At 42.0% G+C, this 25,764-nt stretch carries 18 protein-coding genes; 5 read left to right on the forward strand and 13 right to left on the reverse strand.

All coding sequences use genetic code 11. The features are described from left to right. Nucleotides 1-64: 64 nt before the first annotated feature. The 4 genes from DP117_RS10200 to DP117_RS10215 all read right to left on the reverse strand — a co-directional run bounded on the left by DP117_RS10200 (nt 65) and on the right by DP117_RS10215 (nt 3,765). Nucleotides 65-712: a response regulator transcription factor gene (locus tag DP117_RS10200; protein WP_169218204.1), complete on the reverse strand. Its 648-nt coding sequence runs from the start codon at nt 710-712 to the stop codon at nt 65-67. Between the two features lie 61 nt (nt 713-773). Then, nucleotides 774-1,643, reverse strand: coding sequence for a trypsin-like peptidase domain-containing protein (locus tag DP117_RS10205; RefSeq protein WP_169218205.1), 870 nt, complete (start codon nt 1,641-1,643; stop codon nt 774-776). Nucleotides 1,644-1,678: 35 nt separating this feature from the next. Then, nucleotides 1,679-2,599, reverse strand: a complete 921-nt coding sequence (locus DP117_RS10210; RefSeq protein WP_169218206.1) for a trypsin-like peptidase domain-containing protein — start codon at nt 2,597-2,599, stop codon at nt 1,679-1,681. A 158-nt stretch (nt 2,600-2,757) separates the two neighbouring features. Then, nucleotides 2,758-3,765, reverse strand: coding sequence for a D-glycerate dehydrogenase (locus tag DP117_RS10215; protein WP_169218207.1), 1,008 nt, complete (start codon nt 3,763-3,765; stop codon nt 2,758-2,760). A 232-nt stretch (nt 3,766-3,997) separates the two neighbouring features. On the opposite strand from DP117_RS10215, the gene DP117_RS10220 reads away from it, so the two are divergent. Beyond that, entirely contained in the window at nt 3,998-5,458 is a 1,461-nt protein-coding gene (locus tag DP117_RS10220; protein ID WP_169218208.1) for a hypothetical protein, read from the forward strand. A gap of 497 nt (nt 5,459-5,955) precedes the next feature. Here the strand turns inward: DP117_RS10220 and DP117_RS10225 are convergent, their stop codons facing one another. The 3 genes from DP117_RS10225 to DP117_RS10235 all read right to left on the reverse strand — a co-directional run bounded on the left by DP117_RS10225 (nt 5,956) and on the right by DP117_RS10235 (nt 8,434). Further along, nucleotides 5,956-6,450, reverse strand: a complete 495-nt coding sequence (locus tag DP117_RS10225; protein WP_169218209.1) for an organic hydroperoxide resistance protein — start codon at nt 6,448-6,450, stop codon at nt 5,956-5,958. 280 nt (nt 6,451-6,730) lie between these two features. Then, complete coding sequence (locus tag DP117_RS10230) at nt 6,731-7,369, reverse strand: histidine phosphatase family protein (RefSeq protein WP_169218210.1); 639 nt, start codon at nt 7,367-7,369, stop codon at nt 6,731-6,733. Nucleotides 7,370-7,600: 231 nt separating this feature from the next. Continuing rightward, nucleotides 7,601-8,434: a uroporphyrinogen-III synthase gene (locus DP117_RS10235; protein WP_169218211.1), complete on the reverse strand. Its 834-nt coding sequence runs from the start codon at nt 8,432-8,434 to the stop codon at nt 7,601-7,603. 270 nt (nt 8,435-8,704) lie between these two features. Between DP117_RS10235 and DP117_RS10240 the strand changes: the two genes are divergently transcribed. Beyond that, nucleotides 8,705-10,120, forward strand: coding sequence for a 1-acyl-sn-glycerol-3-phosphate acyltransferase (locus DP117_RS10240; protein ID WP_169218212.1), 1,416 nt, complete (start codon nt 8,705-8,707; stop codon nt 10,118-10,120). 20 nt (nt 10,121-10,140) lie between these two features. On the opposite strand, the gene DP117_RS10245 is transcribed toward DP117_RS10240, so the two are convergent. Further along, nucleotides 10,141-11,532, reverse strand: coding sequence for a peptidase (locus tag DP117_RS10245; protein WP_169218213.1), 1,392 nt, complete (start codon nt 11,530-11,532; stop codon nt 10,141-10,143). Nucleotides 11,533-12,299: 767 nt separating this feature from the next. Here DP117_RS10245 and DP117_RS10250 point away from each other — a divergent pair. Both DP117_RS10250 and DP117_RS10255 read left to right on the forward strand, forming a co-directional pair. Then, on the forward strand, nt 12,300-14,339 hold the full coding sequence (locus tag DP117_RS10250) for a serine/threonine-protein kinase (RefSeq protein WP_169218214.1): 2,040 nt from the start codon (nt 12,300-12,302) through the stop codon (nt 14,337-14,339). A gap of 159 nt (nt 14,340-14,498) precedes the next feature. Beyond that, a complete protein-coding gene (locus tag DP117_RS10255; RefSeq protein ID WP_169218215.1) occupies nt 14,499-16,505 on the forward strand; it encodes a serine/threonine-protein kinase in 2,007 nt (668 codons plus the stop codon). A 199-nt stretch (nt 16,506-16,704) separates the two neighbouring features. Here the strand turns inward: DP117_RS10255 and DP117_RS36930 are convergent, their stop codons facing one another. The 5 genes from DP117_RS36930 to DP117_RS10280 form a co-directional block, all read right to left on the reverse strand. Then, on the reverse strand, nt 16,705-16,896 hold the full coding sequence (locus tag DP117_RS36930) for a tetratricopeptide repeat protein (RefSeq protein ID WP_169218239.1): 192 nt from the start codon (nt 16,894-16,896) through the stop codon (nt 16,705-16,707). 240 nt (nt 16,897-17,136) lie between these two features. Further along, entirely contained in the window at nt 17,137-17,328 is a 192-nt protein-coding gene (locus DP117_RS36935) for a tetratricopeptide repeat protein (protein ID WP_169218239.1), read from the reverse strand. 625 nt (nt 17,329-17,953) lie between these two features. Then, nucleotides 17,954-21,133: a serine protease gene (locus tag DP117_RS10270; RefSeq protein WP_211176023.1), complete on the reverse strand. Its 3,180-nt coding sequence runs from the start codon at nt 21,131-21,133 to the stop codon at nt 17,954-17,956. Nucleotides 21,134-21,247: 114 nt separating this feature from the next. After that, the gene (locus tag DP117_RS10275; protein ID WP_169218216.1) at nt 21,248-21,769 is read right to left on the reverse strand and encodes a COP23 domain-containing protein; all 522 of its coding nucleotides are present in this window, start codon (nt 21,767-21,769) and stop codon (nt 21,248-21,250) included. A gap of 362 nt (nt 21,770-22,131) precedes the next feature. Continuing rightward, nucleotides 22,132-22,923, reverse strand: a complete 792-nt coding sequence (locus DP117_RS10280) for a dienelactone hydrolase family protein (protein WP_169218217.1) — start codon at nt 22,921-22,923, stop codon at nt 22,132-22,134. Between the two features lie 329 nt (nt 22,924-23,252). Between DP117_RS10280 and DP117_RS10285 the strand changes: the two genes are divergently transcribed. Further along, the gene (locus DP117_RS10285) at nt 23,253-25,361 is read left to right on the forward strand and encodes a M3 family metallopeptidase (RefSeq protein ID WP_169218218.1); all 2,109 of its coding nucleotides are present in this window, start codon (nt 23,253-23,255) and stop codon (nt 25,359-25,361) included. Nucleotides 25,362-25,764 lie beyond the last annotated feature (403 nt).

The raw sequence follows: 25,764 nt of genomic DNA on the forward strand, positions 1-25,764 counted from the left end.
ATTCTGGATTCAGCAATACTGAATACTTCTTCAAACTGATAACTGATAACTGATAGAAGTCGTCTCACAGCATGATTAAACCTAACCTTACACCAACAGTTACGGCTTCTGTACGTGTCGAGACACTGAGCTTTTGAAAAATAGATGAGACATGAAACTTAACAGTATGTTCGGAGATATTTAAACGTTTGGCGATCGCCTTATTACCCAATCCAGAACCAAGCATCTGCAAAACTTCTATTTCTCGTGGTGTCAGCGCTTGGACAACAGGTGAAGTATCTTTCTCCCGCACACTCGATTCTTTAAAAGGAAGCACAGACTCGATAGTATCAGAGTGCAGCACGACTAGTCCAAGGGCGATCGCCTCAACAGCCGCGACAATTTCCGACTCTGTACTGATACTTGGCAATATGCTGCGTACACCAGCACGCAGCGCTGCTTCAAAGTTTATACTATCGAGTTCATCAGTAAGAATAATGATTGCAAATGGGTATGGCTGCTGTGAGGAGAGCAATTTTTCCCAGACTAATTCTTGAAAATGACCACTCACATCCAGCAGCACGACATCGGGTTGTAGTTGCTCAAATTCCTTAGTAAATGTATCCAAATCTGATGCACTACCTACAACTGTGAGTTTGGAACTCGTCGCTACAACAGCTGACAATCCAGCCCGCACCACTGGGGAAGCCGCAACTACAAACACCCGAATCATAAACAATCCAAAATTTAAAATTCAAAATTCAAAAAGAAGAAAATCAGTGCGAGCAATTGGTCTAGTCTTTCGTTGTATACAAATTAAATGCATCAGAACTGACTACTGTTGCTACCTGACAAACTAATTTTTGTCCGCCACGCAAGATTTGCAACGGTAGTGGTTCGCTATTGTTGGTGTGTTCAAGATAGTTATTTAAATCATGAGGACTGGTAAACAATTTTCCAGAGACTCCAATAAGGACATCGCCAACAAGCACACCAGCAGCTTCAGCAGCACTTCCAGAATTAACCGATAACACCAATAAACCCAAGCTGCGTTTGTTGGTTGCATTTACTAATACAGGTTGCAAAGTCACACCAAGCTTTTGACGATTTCCATGCAAAAAACGTTCTACGGCAGGGCTTGGTATTGCTATGGCCAAACCGTTTACAATCATAGTGTTAATCCCAATGACTCGTCCAAGACAGTCAGCAAGTGGACCACCAGAATTACCAGGAAACAGACGAATATCAGCCATCACCACACGCTGGTGATTGGCGTGGATAATCCCGCTTGTCACAGCACCACTATCACCAAAAGGATTCCCGACTGCTAAGACAAATTCTCCCACTCGTAAAGCATCCGAATCACCGATAGTTGCAGTAGGTAAGTCAGTCGCGTCAATTTTCAGAGCAGCTAAATCCTTAGTTGGGTCTATATTAGTACGTACAGCCTCAAAGACTTGTCCATTCCACAGTTCCACAGTTGCTTTGTTGTTAGTAGCGACATGGGCATTGGTAATAATTAAACTACTGCCCTTAGGCGATCGCCAGATAACACCAGAACCACTTCCAAAAGAACTACTACGCACTTTCACAGTTACCTTGCGCAGATTTTCAGCTACCAATGCTAATTCATTACTTAAGCGTGTCATTGTTGCAGTACTCATGTTTTACTTTTGAAGCGTGGAATTTTGAATTGGTATCACTCATCTGTTGCAGTTCGTTCGCCAATTAGTATCGCTAACTCAACTAACACACCACCTCGGATAACCTGAACTTTGACAGTTTTTCCAACCTGATCGCCACTGTTCAAAAGTGCTAACACATCACCTGTATCATCCACAGGAGTTCCATCAAAAGTAACCAATACATCTCCAATCAACACACCAGCCTTGTCAGCTGGTCCATTTGACTCTACATTAACGACAATTACCCCACCAACAGAAGTTATATTGAGTGCTGTTCTCAGGTTGTTTGGTAAGCGTACAGGTTGCATCCCTAAACCCAGGTAGCCGCGTGCAATATGTCCTTTTGCCAAAAGTTGGTCAATCACCCGATTGACTGTAGAAGCTGGGATAGTCAGAGCAGTACCACGTCGTCCCGATGTGTTCATACCTACCACTAAACCCGCAGCATCTATGAGTGGTCCACCTGCAAAGCCAGGGTAAAGCGTGATGTCTGGACGGATGAACTGGTCTATATTTCCACCGGTCATACTCCGCCAAGCACCACTGACAACACTCACTGTCCCCATAGCTGCTCGAATGTCACCTTCGCTACTTCTTCCTAGTCCCAAAACCAGATGACCAACTTTTAATGTTTTGGCATCGCCGATGTTCGCCACTGGGATTTTTGCATTTTCAATTTTGAAAACAGCAACATCAGTGGTAGAATCATGTCCTATGAATGTCACAGGTACAGTACTACCATTTGATAGAGTGACCGTGATTTCGTCGTAGCGCTGGAGTGACTCATCAGAAGTCACAATAATTCCATTGCGCCAGTGTATACCACTAGGGGAAATACGCCTACCGGCGTTCACTGCAACAACAGCACCGCCAACTTGCTCTACAATCTCAGCTAAATTGTTGGACAAAACGACTAAGGCGTTGGATGAAGACATTTTATTTCTCCGCTTCTTGATACACAAGACAGGAATAACTTTTCCTGATGTTGCGATTGTGCCGTTTTGTCGATATAGATGACATCGGAAGAATGGGGAGAAATTGTCCTAGAAATATGGCTAGTACAACGCGGTCCAAATAAAGCTACGATTGAAAGTTAAAGATAGACTTCAGGATTGACACAATTAGGTAATTGCTCTCCTTTCAACCCAGCAATTAGATTAGCGATCGCCATATTTGCCATTTTTTCTCGTGTTTGACGGCTAGCACTGCCAATATGAGGTGTAACAATCAAGTTATCTAAGTCTAGTAAGGGGCTATCTGTTGGTATCGGTTCTGGATCGGTGACATCTATAGCAGCACCTGCAATTTCACCATTCGCAAGCGCTTGGTATAATGCTTCTGGGTCTACAATTGCTCCTCGCGCTGTGTTGATGAGAATCGCAGATTGCTTCATCAATTTAAACTGGCGATAGCTTCGCTGCTGCGCGGAGCGCAGATCGCCAAAAAGATGATAAGTTTCATCCGATAATGGTGTATGAATAGTCACAAAATCTGCCTCTTGCAGCAGATGTTCAAACGCCGTAAACTCCACACCTAAATCTTTTTCTAACTCCTGGTCACTTCGCTGTTTGCTGGTATAAAAAACTTTCATGTCAAACCCTTTGGCACGACGAGCAACTGCTTGACCAATACGCCCAAAACCAACAATCCCTAAAGTCGCACCTGTGATGTTCGGTCCTAGGAACAAATTTGGTTCCCACGTCTTCCACTGACCCCCACGAGCAAATCGGTCTGCTTCTACCACGTGCCGTGCAGCAGCCATGAGTAACGCCCAAGTCAAGTCAGCAGTTGCATCTGTTAACACACCAGGCGTATGACCAACTGGTATCTTACGTGCGATCGCAGCAGGAATATCAATATTGTCGTATCCAACTGCCATTTGGCTAATAACTTTAAAAGAGGTTCCGGCTGCTTCTATCAGTTGCTGATCAATCTGGTCTGTCAGCAAGCACAGCAAACCATCAATTGACTTGACTTTTTTTAGTAAAACTGTATACGGAGGCGGTTGGCGTTCTTCCCAGACTTCAATGGTAGCAATCTTTTGCAGTTGCTCTAATTTGGTTGGAAAGTGGCGAGTGATGAAGACTTTGGATTTGGGCATGGTTGAGGGTTTGTTGGGTTTCGCTTACGCTCAATTTAAGCTACTAGCTGCGACAAATGATGTCAACTTATGTGATTCCATACCGTTTCACTTTAAGGTTGATACAAATAGGCAGCTCTTGAGCAGGGAGCACCCGAATAGGGGGAAAGAATTAGAAACCCATCAAAAGTTACCCAAACTTTGGTATTCTTACGAATTAGAGAATACGAAAATTGTCTTGAAAAATTAGATTATGTCACAGGAATCCAATTTTGATAGCATAACACGCAAATCTAACTTAGTTTCGTTTAAGTTAGAAGACATTCGACTTCAAGTGGAGAATAACGAAGTTGCTGATGTTACAGTTAACTTGGATTATATCAATGGGCTGAACCCAAGTGAATTAAAAAATGTCGTAGCTATTGCTAATAATATCAAAGATTACCTGACTAATTATCCAAATAATCCCAATGACTTGTTTGAAGTCATCAATCGCAATCTCACCAAGGAATTGCTAAGTGATTCCAATCTAGGGCTTTCTGAAGTGTTGGACTCATTAAGTGTCAATTTGGATGTGGAACCAAAAGTTATTCCTTTCCAATTTGATAATACAAATACTCGTACCTCAGATGGAGACATTAACGATATTGTCTCGTTTCAGTTAAAAAATATCCAGCTTGATGTTACGAATAAAGAGAATGCGAATGTCACCATCACCCTTGATTATATTGATGGAGTAGACCCTAGTGACTTTAAAGAAGTCGGAGTTATAGCTGATAAAGTCAAAGATTATCTAACTAATTATCCAAATAATCCCAATGACTTGTTTGAAGTCATCAATCGCAATCTCACCGAGAAACTGCTAACTGATTCCAATCTAGGGCTTTCTGAGGTGCTAGACTCTTTAAGTGTGAATCTTGACGTCGCACCAGCCATTATTCCTTTCCAATTTGACAACACAAATACTCGTACCCCAAATGGCGACATAAACGATATTGTTTCATTTCATTTAGAAGACGTTACATCTCCAATTGATGGTGGTATAGTTGCCGATGTCACTGTTAATTTGGATTATGTTGATGGAATTGACTCAAGTTTATTAAAAGATGTCATACCCATCGGTAATTACATTAAAGATTTCTTGGCAAATTATCCAGTAGAAGCAGGGTTGTATGAAGTCCTCAATCGTGACCTTACCCAAGGGTTACTAAATGATAGCACTATAGGGCTATCTGGGGTATTGGACTCATTAAGCGTTAATCTGGATGTGTCACCAAAAATTATTCCTTTCCAATTTGACACTACAATTACCCGCACAGCCAATGGTGATATTAACGATATTGTCTCATTTCAATTAGAAGATATTTTACTTCCGATTGATGGTACTAGTGTTGCTGATGTCGCCGTCAACTTGGATTTTATCGATGGAATTGACCCAAGCGCCTTCAAAGATGTCATACCCCTTGGTAATTTCATTAAAGATTATCTCACAAATTATTCTCATCCCAATGACTCTTTTGAAGTCGTAAACAACAATTTAGGCAATGCATTGCTAACTGATTCTAATCTAGGACTTTCCTCAGTGTTAGACTCACTAACTGTTAAGTTAGGTGCATCACCCGGTGTTATTCCTTTTCAATTTGACAATACTGTCACCCTCACCCCAATTGGGACTACAATCTCTGGAGGAAGCGAATTGACTACGGTTTTGTGATATCGACGGTATTGTCTAGGTTAACGGAAGCTAAAGGCAACAGGGTTGGGCTAATAAAGCGCGAAAAACTGCGGTGCCTCCGGAAAAATCGCCCCATGAAAAGTTGTGATTTTTGTATACCAGTTGACGAGGTCTTACACGTAAGAAATGGAGCCAGCCTTATTACTTCGAGTATTCGTGACGCCAACACAGATAAACATTACAAAGGCTGGCTCCATTTCTAGGGGACAAATGCGTGACAATTTGGGCGATTTTTCCGCTTCAACGTTGACTCTAAACCCGTTACTTGTAATGAGGCACCGCAGTTTTTCCGGGTTTGATGAAACGGAACAGGGAACAGGGAACAGGGAACAGGGAACAGGGCAGGTGTTGGGCAGGGATTTAAACCCCGCCCAACACAATCGTCCCAAGAGAACGGGGCTTCTAACCCACTGGGGGGTCGAGGGAACGAACTGGCAACAAATCTTGTCCCCAATCCACCAACCAGTAAGAATGATTCAAACCACTGTCATTCTCACATTGATATTCCCACGAATCGCTTTCGAGTAGGGACAGAGTTGATGAGCTTGGGCAACTATCTGTTCAGCCTTCTTGCGTTCTGTATCTGGAATATTAATCACCATTTGGGCAGCAAGCATATATCCACCGTCCGCAGGATCTCGACCAATTGTGACCGCACAGGTAACCGTTGCTTTAGATGCATCAACTCCTGCTTTGCTAGCAACTAACGCAAGTGCGCCATGAAAGCAAGCTGCATAGCCAGCGGCAAAAAGTTGTTCTGGGTTGGTTCCTTTGCCGTGTCCCCCTAGTTCAGTAGGAAAGGCAAGATCTAAGTCTAGTAAGCCATCCGAACTTTGAGCATGACCCGACATACGGGCATGTCCTGCCTGACCTGGAGTGACAGTCACTGTAGCCGTATACAAAGGTTTCATCTCAGCACCTTCATATTGTTGGTCTAGTTGCTGCATGAGTTTCTCAGTTTCAGGATTCATCGTTCTTGCGTTCACACTACTATTAGCAGTATCACGCATTATCCTTAAAGGTGTAGAAAAGTTTCTTTCTATCTTGTTCTGTTGATACTAATTGAACGCACCCCAGCTAAATCAAAGATTATAGCTGGGGATTCATTCGCGTTTCAATTCTTTGTTCATTAAGATAGTTCCTGAATGTCCCATTGGATCGGAATGGATAAATGCACAACAGCTTATTTCCAGTCACGATCATTATCTGTCCACTTAACTTGAATGCTGCTGATACGGAGGCAAGCGACTATTATGTTCCCGGACGAGAGCGAATATTCACGGGTATATGATGGCGATCGCCTAATATTTCGAGCAAAGGACCATTAACGTCAAATTTAACCATACTTACCGACGCGACCAAAATATTCACCCGATAGCGGTAGCGTCCCAAATCAATTCCTAGTAAACTGCAAAGCATAATCCGAATCGTGGCTTTATGGGAAACTACTAAAACATTACCTTTGGGATGTTTTTCTTGAATTTCAGCAATTACAGGCATAGAACGGTTAGCAATATCTACCGCAGTTTCTCCACCTAGTGGTGCATTCCAAGCCGGTTCTGTCAACCATTTTACATAGTTTTCTGCATAATTCTCTTGGACAAACGATTTACTCTTAGTTTCCCATTCGCCGTAACTACCTTCTCTAAGTCCGTCACGCAACTGCATATCCATACCGATAGCATCACAAAATGGCTTGGCAGTTGCAATTGTGCGCTTCCGAGGGCTAACATAAACCGCTTCCCACTTCAATTTTTGATAAACATCGGCAAAACTCTCTGCCATCTGCATCCCTTCAGAGGTCAACTCCGCATCAGTTTCACCGCAGAAATTGCCACTTTGACTAAAAGTAGTTTCTCCATGTCGCAGTAAATATAAATTGAGTGTCATAGCTTGTATTGCCATTGGGATAAAGGAGTTTGTGCAAAAATAAAATACCATCAATCTCGCAATCGAGTATGTGACAGCAGGACAAAGTAATCAACCAAAAAAGTCAATCAATCACAAACTTTTGCGATAAGCCAGAGGCTTATCGCATGTGCGTATCGCCGCAACGCCTGCCAAATTCAGCTTAATATGCCAACCGTCGCAAGTGAGTACGAAGAATTTAATCCCAAAAAGTTATTGTAGTGCCCAAAGAGCGATTGCAAGAGCAAATCCCGCAAATGAACTATAATCCTGAGCGACAATTGAGACATTTAAACCCAACTTCTTTGCATTTGCTGCGGTGTAAGGTCCAAAGCAGGCGATCGCACAATGCTCATAATCTCTTTTTGAGTCAACCATTTGCAAAAAACCTACTACTTCCACAGTACTACTAAAGGCAATGACATCTATTTTGCCTTGCCGAATCAGATTTAACTCAACCTCATAGATATCCTTATCTAAACACCGCGTCCTATAAGTCGGTACACGGGTTACCTTCATGCCCAATTTTTCTAACCCTGCAATAAAGTTTGGAATCACATCAGGTTCCGGAACGCCTACAACTTCTGGAACAGGGACAAGAACATTTTTCTGAGCAATATCCGGAATTTTAGCCAATTGGGCAATCACTCCTGCTGGGCTGGGTTCTTTCGGTACTAAATCGACCTTGACTCCCAAAGCTGCTAATCTTTCAGAATCTAATCCTATCGCACAAAAACGACATTTTGTCAAGACAAGAGGGTTGATCTCCAAATCTTCTAGACGTTGGAAAAAAGCATCGATACCGTTTCTACTGGTAAAAGCAATCCAATCAAATGCATCGATATGTTGCAGTGCAGCATCTAAGTCTGTAAAGTTTTCCAGCGAACAAGTTTCGATGGTTGGCATCAAAAACGGCATACCACCTTGATTGATAAGTTGCCCAGATAACCTGGCAGCATAATTACGAGGTGCGGTAACGATAATCCGCTTACCATGTAAGGGCAATTGTACAGATGGAGTAAGCAGTTTTGTTGACCTTTTTAACATTTATTCAGTTATCAGTTATCAGTTATCAGTTATCAGTTATCAGTTATCAATTATCACTGTTCATTGTTCATTGTTCATTGTTCACTGTTCACTGTTCACTGTTCACTGTTTTAATTGTGCAGTGCAACAGTTATGACTTTAGTTTTAGCATTTCTTCTGGGACGCTGGTTTAGTTTAATCTAGAATTACGGAGTTTTAAGATAGACGACTTACTTGTTTTTTAGTGCGCTAAAGTTTCTGTATCTAAAGAACACACCTTGGAGAGCCACCTTGCCCCACTCGATTGAACTAGCTCAACCGCCCCTAGAGTTTATTCCGCAGCAATTTAACCCTGCTGTGTACTATATTACCAAATGGATGCTGCCTATTTTGTTGCGGTTTCGGACTCGACCGTGGTTACCAGCTGGTATCACACAGCTTGAAACTGTGAATGTCGAGAGGCTAGTTCATTTATATGAACAATTCCAAGCTGGCAAAATTCGGTTTTTGATAGCATTTCGTCACTCAGAGGTAGATGATCCTCTGTGCATGATGCATTTACTCTCCTATACTGTACCGAAAGTTGCTCGTCAAAATGGAATTTCCTTACAGTATCCGATTCATTCTCATTTTCTCTATGACAGGGGAATGACTCTGTGGGCTGGAGATTGGCTTGGTTGGTTCTTTTCTCGGTTAGGGGGCGTACCAATTTATCGAGGTAAACGGTTAGATAAGGTTGGTATGCGGACAGCGCGGGATTTATTCGCCAATGCTAAACTACCAATAAGTGTAGCTCCTGAAGGCGCAACGAATGGGCATAGTGAAATTGTTAGCCCTTTAGAACCTGGCGTTGCTCACATGGGCTTTTGGTGTGTAGAAGATTTGCTCAAAGCAAACCGAACTGAGGAAGTTTTTATTGTGCCAATAGGCAATCAGTATCACTACATCAATCCATCTTGGGCAAAACTAGATTGGCTTTTGGGTAAATTAGAAGCTGATTGTGGCTTAAAAGTGGAGCATATTGGTGAATCAAACCTGGTTGAGCGAGAAAAAGTTTTCTATGAGCGACTCTTTCGCCTTGGTGAACATATTCTTTCCCAAATGGAACAGTTTTACGCTCGCTTTTCCCACGAAAGTACACCGGCGACAACGCAAACAAATTCACCTGCAAGTCGTAACCAGGAACTAGAAACTCGACTCCAGACAGTATTAGATAAGTCATTACAAGCAGCCGAGCAGTATTTTGGACTTGAAAGCCAAGGAACTGTGATTGAGCGTTGTCGCCGAATAGAGTCAGCAGGCTGGGAGGATATCTACAGAAAGGATTTGCCAAACTTGCACGCATTATCACCTATGGAGCGTGGTTTGGCAGACTGGATTGCAGAAGAAGCATCTCTGCGGACGCTACATATGCGCTTAGCTGAGAGTTTTGTTGCAGTCACAGGAACTTATGTGCAACAGAAGCCTAGTTTTGAGAGATTTGCAGAAACGTCCTTAATTTTATTCGACCTTATAGCACGGATAAAAGGAGAGAAAAATCCTGCGCGCCCTCGGTTAGGTTGGCGAAAATCACGCTTAACGGTAGGTGAACCAATTTCAGTGACACAACGTTGGTCAGTTTATCAGACAAGTCGTCAAGCAGCAAGAGGCGCAGTTAATGATTTGACGCAAGATTTGCAAGTGGCGTTGGAGAAGATGATTTGTTAACACTCAAAAGGAATTTGAGCCTAAAAAAGTGTTAATCGATATGCACCACGTTCCTGTGCATTAGCTGAAATGACGATTATATAGTATGTGTCATCTGCTGGTAGTCTAGCACGATCAATGAGTACACTGTATTTACCATCTTTGTCACTATCTGAAGCAACGATTTGTCCCTTGGAATTTAGCAAGACGACATAAGGAGAAAACTGTTCAAAAATACTATCTACACGGATACTAACGAGTTGGTCTTTTTTCCCTTGAAATTTGGAAACATTGTAAGGGCTTCCATTTTGTTTAAGGGTAGATTTCTCTAGTGTCAGTTCACCAGATTGATCTAAAGTGTAACTGGCTCTGTCATTTCTAAGAGCTAGACTGTAACGACCTTTTTCTTTTGGGTTTTGACTAGTGACTGCAATTGTGTAGATACCTTTTGCGGGTAATCGTACAAAGATAAATGCATCCTTTACTCCTCGACTATCTACTGCTTCACCAGTACCTCGTTTTAAGAGAACTTGATTATTAGAGTCAAGTAGAAGCAAGAAAGGATTTAGACTCAAATTGTTTGAACGACGTTGATCTGCACTACCAGTGAGTCTAATTTGAATAAGTTGATTTTCTCTGCCTTCAAACTGGTAGAAATGAAAATATCTACCTTGTGACTGATAATCACCTGGGGCTAGAACACCAAATGCGAGATCTACAAAATTAATCTCTCTAAAAGTCGGTGTTATGGAAGTAGAAATAGGTGAACCTCCAGTGACTGGCTGACGAGTTCTTTGAGGTGGAGGAGTAGAGAGACGAACTGAAGTTTGCGTTGCTGGAGTTGTACCAGTTGCTGTCGGTGTCGAAGGAGTAACAGTCGCCGCAGGTTTGTTTGCTGGAGTCGTACCAGTTGCTGTCGGTGTCGAAGGAGTAACAGTCGCCGCAGGTTTGTTTGCTGGAGTCGTACCAGTTGCTGTCGGTGTTGAAGGAGTAACAGTCGCTGCAGGTTTGGTTGCTGGAGTCGTACCAGTTGCTGTCGGTGTTGAAGGAGTAACAGTCGCTGCAGGTTTGGTTGCTGGAGTCGTACCAGTTGCTGTCGGTGTCGAAGGAGTAACAGTCGCTGCAGGTTTGGTTGCTGGAGTCGTACCAGTTGCTGTCGGTGTCGAAGCAGGCGCTAAAGGTGACTCAATAGACTCTTTTCGTTTTTGAGATACAGGCGGTTGAGTCACAGGAATTTGCTCAATTCCTTTTTCTACAGCTTCTGGTTGTCTTTCATCTGGTGGTTTGGCAATTATAAAGTGTCTAGAGTGTAGTGGATTTGCTAAAACGCTAATAGGCAGAGCATAACTTGTGATCAACAAACTACTGCTCATACAACAAATTAAAACAAATTCTAATCTATCCCTGTAATATTTATTATTTTTTCTTGCCATAATTCACTCCTCATTGTCTTTTGCTCAATGCAATCTAATACCTTCTATTTCAACATGCTTGGTGAGCAGACTTTTTTCTCAACTCAGAACTCAGAAGAAAAGATATACTTTCATGTGTTTTGGTGTACCCAGTTCATGACGCCTACTTAAAATTAGAGATCTTCTTCTGGCGGTTTGGTAGTATCAGTTAATAAACTTTTATCACAATTTTTATACTTTGTATCACAAACAACCTAAACTCTCTTACTTTCTTCCCGTTCCAAGATTACCTGTAATAATTTACTCCTGTGTTTAGTTTTCCAGAACGCTTCTGAGGTTAAAAAATAAGTATTATTCTGGTGGTTCGGGAGTGAGACTCAATCAAGAGGAATAATGTTCCTGAAATTATTGAGGTTACGAAGACTAGAGTTGAGAACTTTTTCAAGAAGATAAATCATCAAAATTGTGTTGCTCGTTACAAAGATTACTGGTTTTTTGTAATCACTGAAACGTTTGTCTTATAATACATAAGCCAATTGTACAAACCCGGAAAATATGCAAATAAAAATGAAATCTGTAAATGGTATAATTTACGCTCACAAGGACATCTAAGCGTATCGCTCAAGCAAAATGCCCTAAAATCACCTAAATTGTAAAATAGTGAGTTGACAACTAACGTACTAGCGTTTATCTAATATGACAATCTTACGAAATCACAGAAAAAATAGTAGGAAGATACTGCATCGCTTAACCTTAATATATACTCCAACTGCAAATGGATTCCCAGTATGCTGTGCTGCCTGAATCCCGATTGCCCGAATCCTTTAAATCCAGACGATAACCAACTATGCCGAAGTTGCAATACACCATTGATTCCTTTGTTGAGGGGTCGTTATCGTGTTATCAAGGTATTGTCTGATGAAGGGGGATTTGGCAAAACTTATCTAGCAGAAGATGTAGATAAACTCAATGAACCTTGTGTTGTGAAGCAATTCGCACCCAAAATCCAAGAAACTTTGGCTTTAAAGAAGGCAGTTGAGCTTTTTAAAGAAGAAGCAAAACAATTACAGCAGTTGGGAGAACACCATCAAATTCCCACACTCTTGGCTTACTTTGAACAGAATAATTACCTGTTTTTGGTGCAGCAATATATTGATGGGCAAAATTTACTACAAGAATTGCATAAAAAGGGACTTTACAACGAAAGCAAAATTCGAGAATTTTTGCTGGATTTACTACCTGTTCTTGAGTTTATCCACAAACGTGGAGTCATTCATCGAGATATTAAGCCACAAAACATTATCCGCCGTGATAGTGATAGACGATTAGTGCTGATTGATTTTGGAGCCTCAAAGCAGCTGAGTGCAACTGTGCAGACTAAAATCGGTACGGCTATTGGTTCACACGGTTATACCCCAATCGAACAGATGCAAGATGGAAAGGCTTATCCAGCCAGTGATTTATTTAGCTTGGGTGCAACTTGTTTTCATTTGTTGACTGGGATTGTTCCATCTAAACTATGGATGCAAAATGGCTATAGCTGGGTGACTCATTGGCGGCGATATTTAAACCAACAAAGTCAAGGTGGAACAATCTCAGAATGTCTAAAATTGGGTAATGTCTTAGATAAGCTATTAAGAATTGATATCCAACAGCGTTATCAATCGGCTGATGAAGTTCTTAAGGATGTATTGCGTCAGTCGTCACAACCAATATCCTCAACCTTTATTTCTGTTAGTCGAACATCTCAGGTATTGGCGTCATTACCACTAGATACTCAGCGCAAGAAACATCTGTTAGTCAGTGCTGGTATTGTGCTGTTGGGATTGGGAGGAGTTTGGTATTCATACTCTCAACCACTAGTCATCCCCAAGCCTTCCAACCTAAGTCAACCTATAAACAAAACCTTGGAGGATTCTGATTCACCCAACACCTTAAAGGGACATTCCAGCGATGTGAATTCTGTCGCCTTTTCTGTTGATGGCAAAACTCTTGCTAGTGGTAGTGATGATAATACAATAAAAATATGGAATTTGGCGAACCAACAAGAAATTCGTACTTTTAAGGGACACTCAGAATGGATTTGGACTGTCGCTTTCTCTGTTGATGGCAAAATTCTTGCTAGTGGTAGTGCAGACAAAACCATTAGACTGTGGAATGTAGAAACAGGAGAGGAAATTGGTATTTTAAAAGGGCATGCTGCTGGAGTTTCTTCTATCGCTTTTAGCCCAGATGGCAAAACTCTTGCTAGTGGAAGTCTGGATAAGACTATTAAACTTTGGAACCTGGAAACTAGTCAAGAAATTTACACTTTTAAGGGACATTCTAAAGCAGTTGCATCTGTCGCCTTCAGCCCAGATGGTACGACTCTTGCAAGTGGAAGTTGGGACAAGACTATTAAACTTTGGAACCTCGCAACACAAAAAGAAATTCGTACTTTTGAAGGACATTCTGAGATGGTTCTTTGCATCGCCTTCGCTCCTGATAACCTCAATCTTGCGAGTAGCAGTAAGGACAACTCTATCAAAGTTTGGAATCTGGTGACAGGAGAGGTTACTCAGACGCTGATCGGGCATTCTGACAAAGTAAATTCTATCAAATATCTGCTAAGTACAGATAATGATCAAACAACCAATAAAGTGATTCTTGTCAGTGGTAGCAATGACAACACTATTAAACTTTGGAATCCGGTAACAGGACAGGAAATTCGCACCTTAAAAAAAGATTCAGGGTATATTTACTCTGTCGCTGTGAGTCCAGATGGAAAGGCGATCGCCAGTGGTGGTAGTGCTGATAATATCATCAAGATTTGGCGATCGCCCCGTTAGTTTTGTGTAAAATCATAGCCTCAATTCATCATCTTATTGCTAATCTTCTCAAGAAAATAATTTTAAAAGAGTCATCATTCTCAGAAATTTAACAATTTTCACCCGGAAAATTTTTGGATGTAATATGATAGATGGCAGCACAGTCACGCTTGCCAGACGATGCTCTGCTGCCTTAATCCCGATTGTCTAAATCCTCTCAATCCTGATAGGATAACGAATTGCCAGAGTTGCGGAGCACCACTGATACCGCTTTTGAGAGGTCACTATCGTATCATTCAGGTGCTTTCAGATGAAGGTGGATTTGGTAGAACTTATTTGGCAGAAGATGTAGATAAGCTCAAGGAACCCTGCGTTGTCAAGCAACTCGCACCGAAAGTTCAAGGAACATGGGCTTTGAAGAAAGCGGTTGAGTCATTCCAGCAAGAGGCTCAACGGTTGCAAGAACTCGGAAAACATTCCCAGATTCCGACTTTGCTAGCTTACTTTGAAGAAGATAATTATTTGTATTTAGTACAAGAGTTTATTGATGGACAGACTTTGCTCAAAGAGTTGCGACAACAGGGAACATATCACGAAACAAAAATTCGGCAACTGTTGCTCGATTTGCTACCAGTTCTCAAGTTTATTCATGAGCGTGGAGTCATTCATCGGGACATCAAGCCACAAAATATTATGCGCAGATTTGCTGAACCCCAGTTCACAATCAGGTCAAATTATTCCTCAGTAAGTGGGCACAAGAGAAGAGAAACAAAAGAGGAACTTGTCCTGATTGATTTTGGTGCCTCGAAGCAGCTAAGCGCAACAGTACGGACTAAACCGGGGACGACTATTGGTACACGTGGGTATAGCCCTCTAGAACAATTACAAGATGGTGAAGCTCATCCAGCCAGCGATTTATTTAGCTTAGGAGCTACGTGTTTTCACTTGATTTCTGGAGTTTCGCCTGGTGCTCTTTGGGCAGAAAACGGCTACAGCTGGGTTAGTTCTTGGCAGCAATATTTGAAACGTCCAATCAGTCAAGATTTAGCTGAGATTTTCGATAAGCTTCTTAAGAAAGATATTCAAGAGCGTTATCAGTCAGCGGATGAAGTCCTCATAGACTTGGCACCTCAGTTACCATCCCCGCAGTCACCGACGCTGAGAAGAAGACTTTTAGCAGGTACTGCGATTATATTGTTGGGATTTGGGGGATTTTGGTATATAAACAGTTTCTATCCCTTAAACCTGACAGCGGAAAATAATTTCCTCATGAAAACCCTCAATGGGCATTCCAATGTAGTGACTTCTGTTGCTGTCAGTTCTACTTCTAATGGTATCACTCTTGCTAGTGGCAGTTTTGACACGACACTTAAATTGTGGAATTTGACAACTGGAAAGGAAATCGTCACTATTGAGGGAAATGCTGCTTCGGTTTATTCTGTCGCCACCAGTCCTGATGGTCGTATTGTCGCTAATGGCAACGGTCACAATACAATTAAACTGTGGAATCTCGTCACCGGACAAGAAATTCGTACTCTTTATGGGCATTCAAGTTTGGTTGAGTCGGTTGCTATTAGTCCAGATAGCAAGATGCTTGCAAGTGGCAGTTTTGATGGTACTATCAAACTATGGGAATTGCCATCAGGAAATGAAATCGCTACCCTAAACTCACATTCTAGTGCAGTCAAATCTGTTGCTTTTGGTCCTAATGGACAAACTCTTGCAAGTGGTAGTGAGGATAAAACCATTAAACTATGGAATTTAAAAAACAAACAAGTCATCAGAACTTTCAAAGGACATTCTCAACCGATTCGATCTGTCGCTATTAGTCCAATCCTTTCTGAGTCGCCCCTAAGCAAGGAAGGACTAGTAGGAATTCTTGCTAGTAGCAGTGCTGACAACACAATCAAACTCTGGGATATCGCAACCGGACAGGAAATCTATACCTTCGTTGGGCATTCTTACTCCGTGAATTCTGTTGCCTTTACCTCAGATGGTAAAATCCTTGCTAGTGGTAGTAGTGACCATACTATCAAACTATGGGATGTCACAACAAAAAGAGAAATTCGTACTCTCAAAGGTCATTCTAAAGAAGTCACTTCTCTTGCTTTTAGTCCGAATGGCAATATCCTTGTCAGTGGTTGTGCTGATGGAACTATTAATCTTTGGCGGGTGGTTCGTTGGTGAATTATTTCAGAATTTCTCGTTCCATGCTCAACATGGGAACGCCTAAAAGGAAGCTCCCACTTCTTCATTCATTGTCTTTGTTTAGTGTGGTAATACTCTTGAAAAGATGGGTTCGCCTGCGCACACCTTTTCCATTATTGATACGATATCATGTCAACTCGTCAAAAGTCAACCCGTAAAGTGCTAAGGTAGTCAGAATCTAATTTTGCAAAAGACGTGAAAAAGCTTCGTTATTGTAAGCTTGTGCAAGACTTGGCTTGAGACGAATGGCTTGCTTTAAATCTTCCTTGGCTCCTTGGTCATCTTTTTGGTGTAAACGTGCTAAACCCCGGTTGTTGTAAGCTAAGGCAAAGTCTGGCTTGAGGCGAATTGCTTCTGTAAAATCGGCGATCGCCTAATCTTGTAGGGCTGCTGAGTATGGGAATGAGAAAATTAAAGAAGCGAACTGTGTTTACAGTATTGAAGCATAAAGCTCACTTCTTTGTTGATTGCTTCTTTGTTGATTGTCTTTGTTTAGTGTGGTAATACTCTTGAAAAGATGGGTTTGCCTGCGCACACCTTTTCCATTATTTATACGATATCATGTCAACTCGTTAAAAGTCAACCCGTAAAGTGCTAAGGTAGCCAGAATCTAATTTTGCAAAAGACGTGAAAAAGCTTCGTTATTGTAAGCTTGTGCAAGACTTGGCTTGAGACGAATGGCTTGCTTTAAATCTTCCTTGGCTCCTTGGTCATCTTTTTGGTGTAAACGTGCTAAACCCCGGTTGTTGTAAGCTAAGGCAAAGTCTGGCTTGAGGCGAATTGCTTCTGTAAAATCGGCGATCGCCTAATCTTTTAGGGTAGGCATCAATATTACTCGGATATCGGATAAACCTTTTTTTCCTCAAGAGCAACTCAAGCGCTTGCTCTACTCAAGAACTGCTTGCAAGGGGATAGATAAATTTCCAAAACCTACGCACTCAAGAAACAATCTTGCCAATTTCTGACTCAACAAAACGAACTGTGTTTACACTATTGGAGCACAAAGTCCACTTCTCCCACTTCTCCCACTTCTTTGTTGATTGTCTTTGTTTACTGTGGTAATACTTTTGAAAAGATGGGTTCGCCTGCGCACACCTTTTCCATTATATATACGATATCATGTCAACTCGTCAAAAGTCAACCCGTAAAGTGCTAAGGTAGTCAGAATCTTATTTTGAATCAAACGTCAAATATTACTAATACCTTTTTCTCGTTACGGCTGCTGAGTATGGGAATGAGAAAATTAAAGAAGCGAACTGTGTTTACAGTGTTGAAGCACAAAGCTCACTTCTTTGTTGATTGTCTTTGTTTACTGTGGTAATACTTTTGAAAAGATGGGTTCGCCTGCGCACACCTTTTCCATTATATATACGATATCATGTCAACTCGTCAAAAGTCAACCCGTAAAGTGCTAAGGTAGCCAGAATCTAATTTTGCAAAAGACGTGAAAAAGCTTCGTTATTGTAAGCTTGTGCAAGACTTGGCTTGAGACGAATCGCTTGCTTTAAATCTTCCTTGGCTCCTTGATCATCTTTTTGGTGTAAACGTGCTAAACCCCGGTTGTTGTAGGCTAAGGCAAGGTCCGGCTTGAGGCGAATTGCTTCTGTAAAATCGGCGATCGCCTTTTCATAATCTTTCTGAGTATCCTGAGTATTCTGTAAAGACTCTGGATTGATGTACAGTACGCTTGGAATATTAGAGTTGAGGTGAATCGATTGATTGCTTAGGGCGATCGCTCCTATGTTACCTTCTTCTTGTACACGTACTAAACCCCGGTTGTTGTAAGCTAAAGCAAAATCTGGTTTGAGGCGAATGGCTTCGTTGTAATCTGCGATCGCTCCTTGATAGTCTTTTTGTTCTTGGCGGGCGTTACCCCGGAACGCATAATATAGATATGCCAGTTGAGGAAAAAGACTAATAGCTTTGTTGTAATCTTCAATTGCTCCTTTATTGTCTTTGAGGAGAAACCGAGCGTTTCCTCGTGTACTGTAGAACCAAGCGTTATCGGGCTGGAAACCCAAAGCTGTGTTGAAATCTTCTGTAAATCCTTGTTGCGAACCCATTATAGCGTGAACAGTGCCTCGGCTCACGTAAGCGGTGGCATAGTTAGGTTCTAAGCGTATTGCTTCGGTATAGTTTTCAATTGCTATTTTATAATCTTTTTGGGCAGTTCGGACATCGCCCAGCTTTTTGTAATAAATATAAGCTGATTGCGGGGCAAGGCGAATGGCTGCGGTGTAATCTTCAATTGCTCCTTTGTCATCTTGCAGAATAGAACGAGCGGTACCTCGCTGACTATAAATAGTCGCTGAGTCAGGTTCAAGACGCAGAGCTTTGTCGAAATCTTGTGTGAATGCCTTTCGGTTTCCCATCATAGCGTAGACAATTCCCCGGTCAACGTAGGTATAGGGATTGTCTGGCTCAAGGGTAATGGCTTTGTTTAAATCTTCAAGTGCTTGTTGATAATTTTCTTCACTTGCTCTGGCGATACCTCGACGTCGATATGCAAAGGGATTGTCAGGTTGAAGGCGTAAAGCTTCGTTGAAATCTTTTATGGCTTCGGTGACATCTCCCATACTGGTACGGGTTTCACCTCGAAGAATGTACTGCAAAGGCTGGGGATTAATTTTAATTGCTTGATCGCAAGCTTTTATCGCTTTAAGATAATTTCCTAACTCGCCCAAAACATTACATAATCCTCGATAAGCTATAAACTCGTCTGGCTTGAGTGAAATGACTTTTTCTAGGGCTTTGCGTGCTTCTTCGTATCGATTCAAGGCGAAAAATGTATCGCCAAGTTCACGCCAAGCTGGATCGTATGTTGGACGGTATATTGTTGCTTTCTTGAAAGATTCTAAGGCGTCTTTATATTTTTGCTGTAGACGTTGTGCGCGTCCGCGTGCATACCAGCCTTGATACAAGTCTGGCTTGATTTGAATGGCTTTGTCAAAAGCATCTACTGCTTTTTCATATTTTTGCGATCGCAATAATTTATTCCCATAACTCAGCCACTCAAATTCATCAGAGTTGTTTCCTGGTGACGCGACATTCAGAGCAGATGTAATAATTGCATCTTGTTGTGGAGCGCTCAATCGCGGCGGCAAAGTCGTATGTTTTTTGAAGTTCAGTCCTAACTTCTCCTGCTGTACTAATGCCAAAAAGGTACGAATTGGCACACCTAAACTATAACCTAGTTGAATTTCCCGTTCTTCACCAGTCTTCTGTTTAATTAACGTTGGTTCTCCTTCGGCTGCTGTATGAATTCCAAGCACTCGACCCAAGCTATCTAACACTGGGCTGCCACTCATACCTTTGTCAGTAGAATTAGTATAAACCAGTTCATAACCAAAAGAAAAAGAACGAGAATCCTTGGCACGTTCAAGTCCTCCTCCGTAGAGCAATCCAGCACTAAACTGACGGCTTGGTTGTGTGGTATCATCTTTTGAAGCAGTCATCCCAGACACGAAAACAATTCTGTCTTCATTTTCCAAGTCATAGTCAGCGAGGGTTGCTACTTGATAAGTTTGGTTGCTGGTGAACTGCAACAGAGCTAAATCTGTCCCTTCCCAAGTTTTAATTGTGCTTGTGTTTACTGAATACTGCTGACCATCTGGGGTAACAATTTTTAAGTCCTTTTTACCTCGCGCCACATGACCAGCGGTGAGGACGTAATATGTGTTACCTTGATTTGCAACAATCACTCCCGAACCATGACTGCTTTCCCAAGTCATCAACACTGTAATGTCTTTGGCAATTTTGTCTACCAGACTTGCGACTAGAGGTGTAGAATTACCTGTTGTTTTGGTAACCGTGGTTGTTTGTTGCGGGACTTGTGGTGGAATAATTGGAGGGTCGAATTGAGTTAATGTCTCAATGGGAACTCCCCAACTAGATCGTTTCATTCGCTGGCGTAAAGCATCATTCGGCTGAGAACCATCTTCATACACATAGGGATCACCCCACAAGGGTTGAGCATGAATACCATTGATACCAATGACTTTACCTTCACGACTTAGCACAGGTCCGCCGCTCATGCCCTTTTCTATTTCGTTAGTATATCCAATCCGGTATCCCCCCTTCAAAGAGCGTTCTAGCAATAGGGAAACACGTCCACTTCTTGTCATCAGCTGCCTTGATACTGATGAATCATCTTCAAAGGGAAACCCAGCGGCAAACACTTCATCACCTTCTTTTAAGGTTGATGAATTTCCTAAAGAGGCTACGGTATAATTACTCGTAGCACGAAACTGTAATAGAACCAAATCTTTGTTATCATAATTAACATTCTTCACCAACTCTGCTGGATAATTTCGACCATCAGGTGTGTGGATCAGATGTGGTTTGCCGACTTCCAGAACGTGTTGACTTGTGAGAACTGTATATAACTGACCTTCTTTCTGAATCAATATCCCTGAACCGCCCTTTTCTCCAGAGATAATTTTGACAGTAATAGACACAGCAAGCTTTTGCAATTGCTCTTGAGACAACTGGGAAGCTTGCTGTTGAGCAAAAAGTCTGGCAGTAGAATAACTTAAAGGAAGAGTTTGTACTGGCAGCATCCATAACGTGCCTATCCAGACAACCAAAGCCAGTAACCGACTATTCATTTGCTCATGTCCCAATTAATGTCCATTGATTTATAGGGAATCATGGCTCACTGTTTTGATTCCCCTATCTTTGAGAAACGACTCAAGTTTGATATGTCCTTAAACCAGCATACCTTACTGGACGTCAGCAGACTCTTCTCTTAACAACTGATTCATATCAACATAAACTTGAGGAGAATCATCCTCAGATTGAACAATCGGACCGCTAGCTGTGTAACCCATTTGTCTGAGATTTTCAATAACTTGGCTAGCATCATCATCTGCTCTGAGTGTCAACAGCAAGTGGCTGCAAGTCCCACCGTATCGACTTGCAGCGCACAAAACTTTTTGACCATTAACTGTTCCAGTTGTGAGATAATTGAGTACACCCTCAACAGAGGCACTTTGAAATCTAGCAGAGACAGCTTCACATCGTGCTCTGGGGGAAAATTTGCTGCTCCAATTTCTTTGCCAACTGATGACTGGAATTTTTCTTCCAGCGGCATTACGGGCGTATGTTGTTGGTATGCCGTCTTTATTCATACCACAAAAGTATTGTGTTGTTGTTTGAGCATAACTAGAGTGACTCATAATAGCAACGCTGGCTGATGCGATCGCACCAACAGCCAGCATATTTGTAAATAATTTAGCTTTCATGGTATTGCTATTGTTCCTAATAACTAAGAAGTGATATTTACAACATCGTTGAAGTCAATCAATCCTGAGCCTCAAAAGGAAATCAAAAAATATTGTTAGTTATTATTAATGACAGCACTTTTATTTTATTCTTTAATTATATAATTTTACAGAAAATTTTCCAAAATCTTTTCTGTTATTTCAATTAGTCAATAAATATACAAGTGTTTCTTCGAGAATTGTTCTGTGATTAAAAGCTCACAATTGAAAAGAATACAGGAGCGTTGCCCCTGCCTATTCTGAAACTTCAGTCAGAATTTAGAAGTTTCGCTCCTGAACGCCAGACACCTCTGTCGGGAAAGCCTCCTGAGTAGGTGACTCTTTCATTTTTTAAAAATTTTGGCAAAAAACTGCTTCATGGCTTCCCAAGATTGTTTATCTGCTTGAGCATTATAAGCAACTCCCTTAGAAGGATCATTGCCAACTTCTGGATTAGTAAAGGCATGGACTGCACCAGGGTAAGGGATTAATTGCCAGTCTACATTTGCCTGTCGCATTTCTTTTTCAAAAGCTTTGACTTGTTCTTGAGGAACCAACGGATCATTTGCACCATGCAATACTAATATCTTTGCTTTGATATTTTTGGCATCATTGGGGTTTGGAGTATCAAGATTACCATGAAAACTGACGACACCTGCAATATTGGCACCACTGCGGGCAAGTTCCAGTACTGTACCACCACCAAAACAGTATCCAATGGCAGCAATGCGTTTAGCATCAGTTAGCTCATTTTTTTGTAAGACTTCCAGCCCAGCGTTAGCACGCGCCCTCATCAACTGTCTATCCTTGCGATAAATTGACGCTTGTGTTGCTGATTCTTTTGGATTTTTTGGTCTAATACCTTTGCCATAGATATCAGCTGCAAAAGCGACATACCCAAGTTCAGCTAATTGTTGAGTACGTTTTTTGACATAATCTTGTAATCCATTCCATTCATGAACCACTAAAACACCAGGACGCTTACCTTGGATAGCGTCATCATAAGCCAGATAACCTTCTAAAACTGTGTTTCCCTGTTTATACTCAATGACTTTTGTTTGAATAGCTGCTAATGCGTATGTTGAAGTTAACAACACAACTACAGGTGTTATTAGAACACAAAACAGTGTTTTCATTGTTGTAGATCGCTGACATTATTAAAGGCAGTTTAGGGTAAGCAAGGGTGATCGCGCTTCGGCGGGCACTTCGTGCGATCGCCATCAATTTTACCTTGGCTTTTATCTTAGCTATCGAGTATGCTAGGAAACTTCCTGTAGAACTCTTTAAAAGTGCTGAGTGCTGAATGAATTTTTTCTACTTAGCACTCAGTATGTTTTCATGAGTACGGTTGTTAGCACCTTTACTTACGAAAAACCTGCAATAGAGAGAGGGATAGCTAAACTAGGATGATAAATAAAGAAAAACTCCTTTTTACTGCGTATTGACCCACTACTTACACGAAATTATGAGTAAAAATGCGATTATTTCAGATAACCCGTTACTAAAAGCTTCTGGTTTGCCTCCCTTTGGAGAGATAAAAGCAGAACATGTCGTACCAGCATTTAACCAACTCTTGGCAGAACTCGATCAAGAACTGGCTACTTTAGAAGCTGATCTAGAACCGACTTGGAGTCGTTTAGTAGAACCTTTGGAAAAGCTGACAGAACGCCTGAGTTGGAGTTGGGGAGTTGTCAACCATTTGATGGGTGTGAAAAATAGTTCCGAACTTCGCCAAGCATACGAAACTGTACAGCCGCAGGTGGTGCAATTTTCCACTAAACTCAGTCAAAGCCAACCAATTTATAATGCTTTTAAGGCACTCCGTGCCAGTGATACTTGGACAACACTTGAGGAGGCTCAACAGCGCATTGTAGAAGCAGCTATCCGAGATGCAGAACTTTCTGGTGTTGGCTTACAGGGCAAAGCAAAGGAACGTTTTAATGCTATTCAGATGGAGTTGGCAGAACTGTCTACCAAGTTTTCCAACCATCTGCTGGATGCAACCAACGCGTTTAGCATGACATTAACAACTCCAGAAGAAATCGACGGTTTACCTGCGAGTTTGCTGAATTTAGCAGCACAAGCAGCACGCGCTGCGGGAGAAGAAAACGCGACTCCAGAAAATGGTCCTTGGCGCATCACTTTAGACGTGCCCAGTTACGCTCCTTTCATGCAGCATAGCACGCGACGGGATTTGCGAGAAAAAATGTACAGAGCTTTTATCAGCCGTGCTTCTTCGGGTGAGTTGGATAACAACCCGTTAATTGAACGCATTTTGGAGTTGCGTCAAGAACTAGCAGAATTACTCGGCTTTAAAACATATGCTGAATTGAGCTTAGCTAGTAAAATGGCTCCTAGTGTCCAAGCGGTAGAATCTTTGTTAGAACAAATGCGTCGTGCCAGTTATGATGCTGCTGTCAAGGAGTTGGAAGAACTCAAAGTCTTTGCAGCATCCAAAAAAGCACCAGAAGCAAACGATTTGCAGCATTGGGACATCAGTTTTTGGGCAGAACGTCAACGAGAAGAAAAATTTGCTTTTACTGCTGAAGAATTACGCCCGTATTTCCCACTTCCTCAAGTGCTTGATGGCTTATTTGGGTTAGTGCAGCGGCTGTTTGGCGTCACTGTCACACCAGCTGATAAGCAACAAGCCCCAGTTTGGCATGAAGATGTGCGTTACTTCCAAATTGCTAACGAAACAGGTCATCCAATTGCTTACTTTTATCTTGATCCATACAGCCGTCCAGAAGAAAAGCGTGGTGGTGCTTGGATGGACATCTGTATTAACCGTAGCAAAGTCACGGACAATGAAGTGACAACAACTCGCTTACCTGTTGCGTATTTAGTATGCAACCAAACTCCCCCAATCGGTGAGCAGCCTAGCCTCATGACTTTCTATGAAGTAGAGACTTTGTTCCATGAGTTTGGTCATGGCCTGCATCATATGCTCACTAAGGTGGACTATGCTGCAGCCGCAGGCATCAATAACGTTGAGTGGGATGCAATAGAATTGCCCAGCCAGTTCATGGAAAACTGGTGCTATGACAGACCAACTTTGTTCGGTATGGCGAAGCATTACGAAACTGGTGAACCTCTACCGGAACATTACTACCAAAAGTTATTAGCAGCAAAGAATTACATGAGTGGTAGTGCGACGTTGCGACAAATTCACTTTAGCAGCCTTGATATAGAACTGCATCACCGCTATCGCCAAGATAGCGGGGAGACTCCAAAAGATGTGCGCGATCGCCTTGCCAAAACCACAACTGTTTTGCCACCACTACCAGAAGATTCCTTTTTGTGTGCTTTCGGACATATATTTTCTGGTGGATATGCAGCAGGTTACTACAGTTATAAATGGGCTGAAGTACTGAGTGCTGACGCTTTTTCTGCTTTTGAAGAAGCAGGTTTAGATAACGAGCAGGCTATAAAAGCGACAGGGAAACGTTATCGTGATACGGTGCTGGCTCTTGGTGGTAGTAAGCATCCAATGGAAGTGTTTAAGTCATTCCGGGGTCGTGAACCCAGTACTGAACCTTTGCTCAGGCATAATGGCTTAATAGCAGCAGCGTAAGTATAGTCGCTGATAGCTTGCAGCATTCTCAACAATAACTAAAAAACCCCTAAGCCCTGCGGGCACACCGCGCGTTAGCCCTCTGGGCGTGCGCAAAGCGCATACGCTTAATTCAAAGTATGGCACTATGTCCTCTGGACACGCTGCGCGAACGTGCCACGCTGCGCTATCAAAATTCATAAGGTACGGCATTAAGAACCAGCATGGTTCAGATAAGCACCCGGACCGCAAACCCGGTAACTTTTGCGAAACCGGGTTTTTAAGCACGCTAACTACCCTTAACCGAACCGTATTGCATTAAGAACCACCAAAATAAATTTAGGGGCGCAGCGCCTTGTGTCTGGTGCTTTGCATCTCGACACAAATCTTTGATGAAATTTTAAGAAGCAAAAATTTATCATCA

It is taken from the genome of Brasilonema sp. UFV-L1 (assembly GCF_012912105.1).
GTDB lineage: Bacteria > Cyanobacteriota > Cyanobacteriia > Cyanobacteriales > Nostocaceae > Brasilonema.

Excerpts from the sequence above, each read along its gene's own strand:
- DP117_RS10200 (WP_169218204.1), bottom strand. The coding sequence starts at position 712 with ATGATTCGGGTGTTTGTAGTTGCGGCTTCCCCAGTGGTGCGGGCTGGA.
- DP117_RS10205 (WP_169218205.1), bottom strand. The coding sequence starts at position 1,643 with ATGAGTACTGCAACAATGACACGCTTAAGTAATGAATTAGCATTGGTA.
- DP117_RS10210 (WP_169218206.1), bottom strand. The coding sequence starts at position 2,599 with ATGTCTTCATCCAACGCCTTAGTCGTTTTGTCCAACAATTTAGCTGAG.
- DP117_RS10215 (WP_169218207.1), bottom strand. The coding sequence starts at position 3,765 with ATGCCCAAATCCAAAGTCTTCATCACTCGCCACTTTCCAACCAAATTA.
- DP117_RS10220 (WP_169218208.1), top strand. The coding sequence starts at position 3,998 with ATGTCACAGGAATCCAATTTTGATAGCATAACACGCAAATCTAACTTA.
- DP117_RS10225 (WP_169218209.1), bottom strand. The coding sequence starts at position 6,450 with ATGAATCCTGAAACTGAGAAACTCATGCAGCAACTAGACCAACAATAT.
- DP117_RS10230 (WP_169218210.1), bottom strand. The coding sequence starts at position 7,369 with ATGACACTCAATTTATATTTACTGCGACATGGAGAAACTACTTTTAGT.
- DP117_RS10235 (WP_169218211.1), bottom strand. The coding sequence starts at position 8,434 with ATGTTAAAAAGGTCAACAAAACTGCTTACTCCATCTGTACAATTGCCC.
- DP117_RS10245 (WP_169218213.1), bottom strand. The coding sequence starts at position 11,532 with ATGGCAAGAAAAAATAATAAATATTACAGGGATAGATTAGAATTTGTT.
- DP117_RS10250 (WP_169218214.1), top strand. The coding sequence starts at position 12,300 with ATGCTGTGCTGCCTGAATCCCGATTGCCCGAATCCTTTAAATCCAGAC.
- DP117_RS10255 (WP_169218215.1), top strand. The coding sequence starts at position 14,499 with ATGCTCTGCTGCCTTAATCCCGATTGTCTAAATCCTCTCAATCCTGAT.
- DP117_RS10270 (WP_211176023.1), bottom strand. The coding sequence starts at position 21,133 with ATGAATAGTCGGTTACTGGCTTTGGTTGTCTGGATAGGCACGTTATGG.
- DP117_RS10275 (WP_169218216.1), bottom strand. The coding sequence starts at position 21,769 with ATGAAAGCTAAATTATTTACAAATATGCTGGCTGTTGGTGCGATCGCA.
- DP117_RS10280 (WP_169218217.1), bottom strand. The coding sequence starts at position 22,923 with ATGAAAACACTGTTTTGTGTTCTAATAACACCTGTAGTTGTGTTGTTA.
- DP117_RS10285 (WP_169218218.1), top strand. The coding sequence starts at position 23,253 with ATGAGTAAAAATGCGATTATTTCAGATAACCCGTTACTAAAAGCTTCT.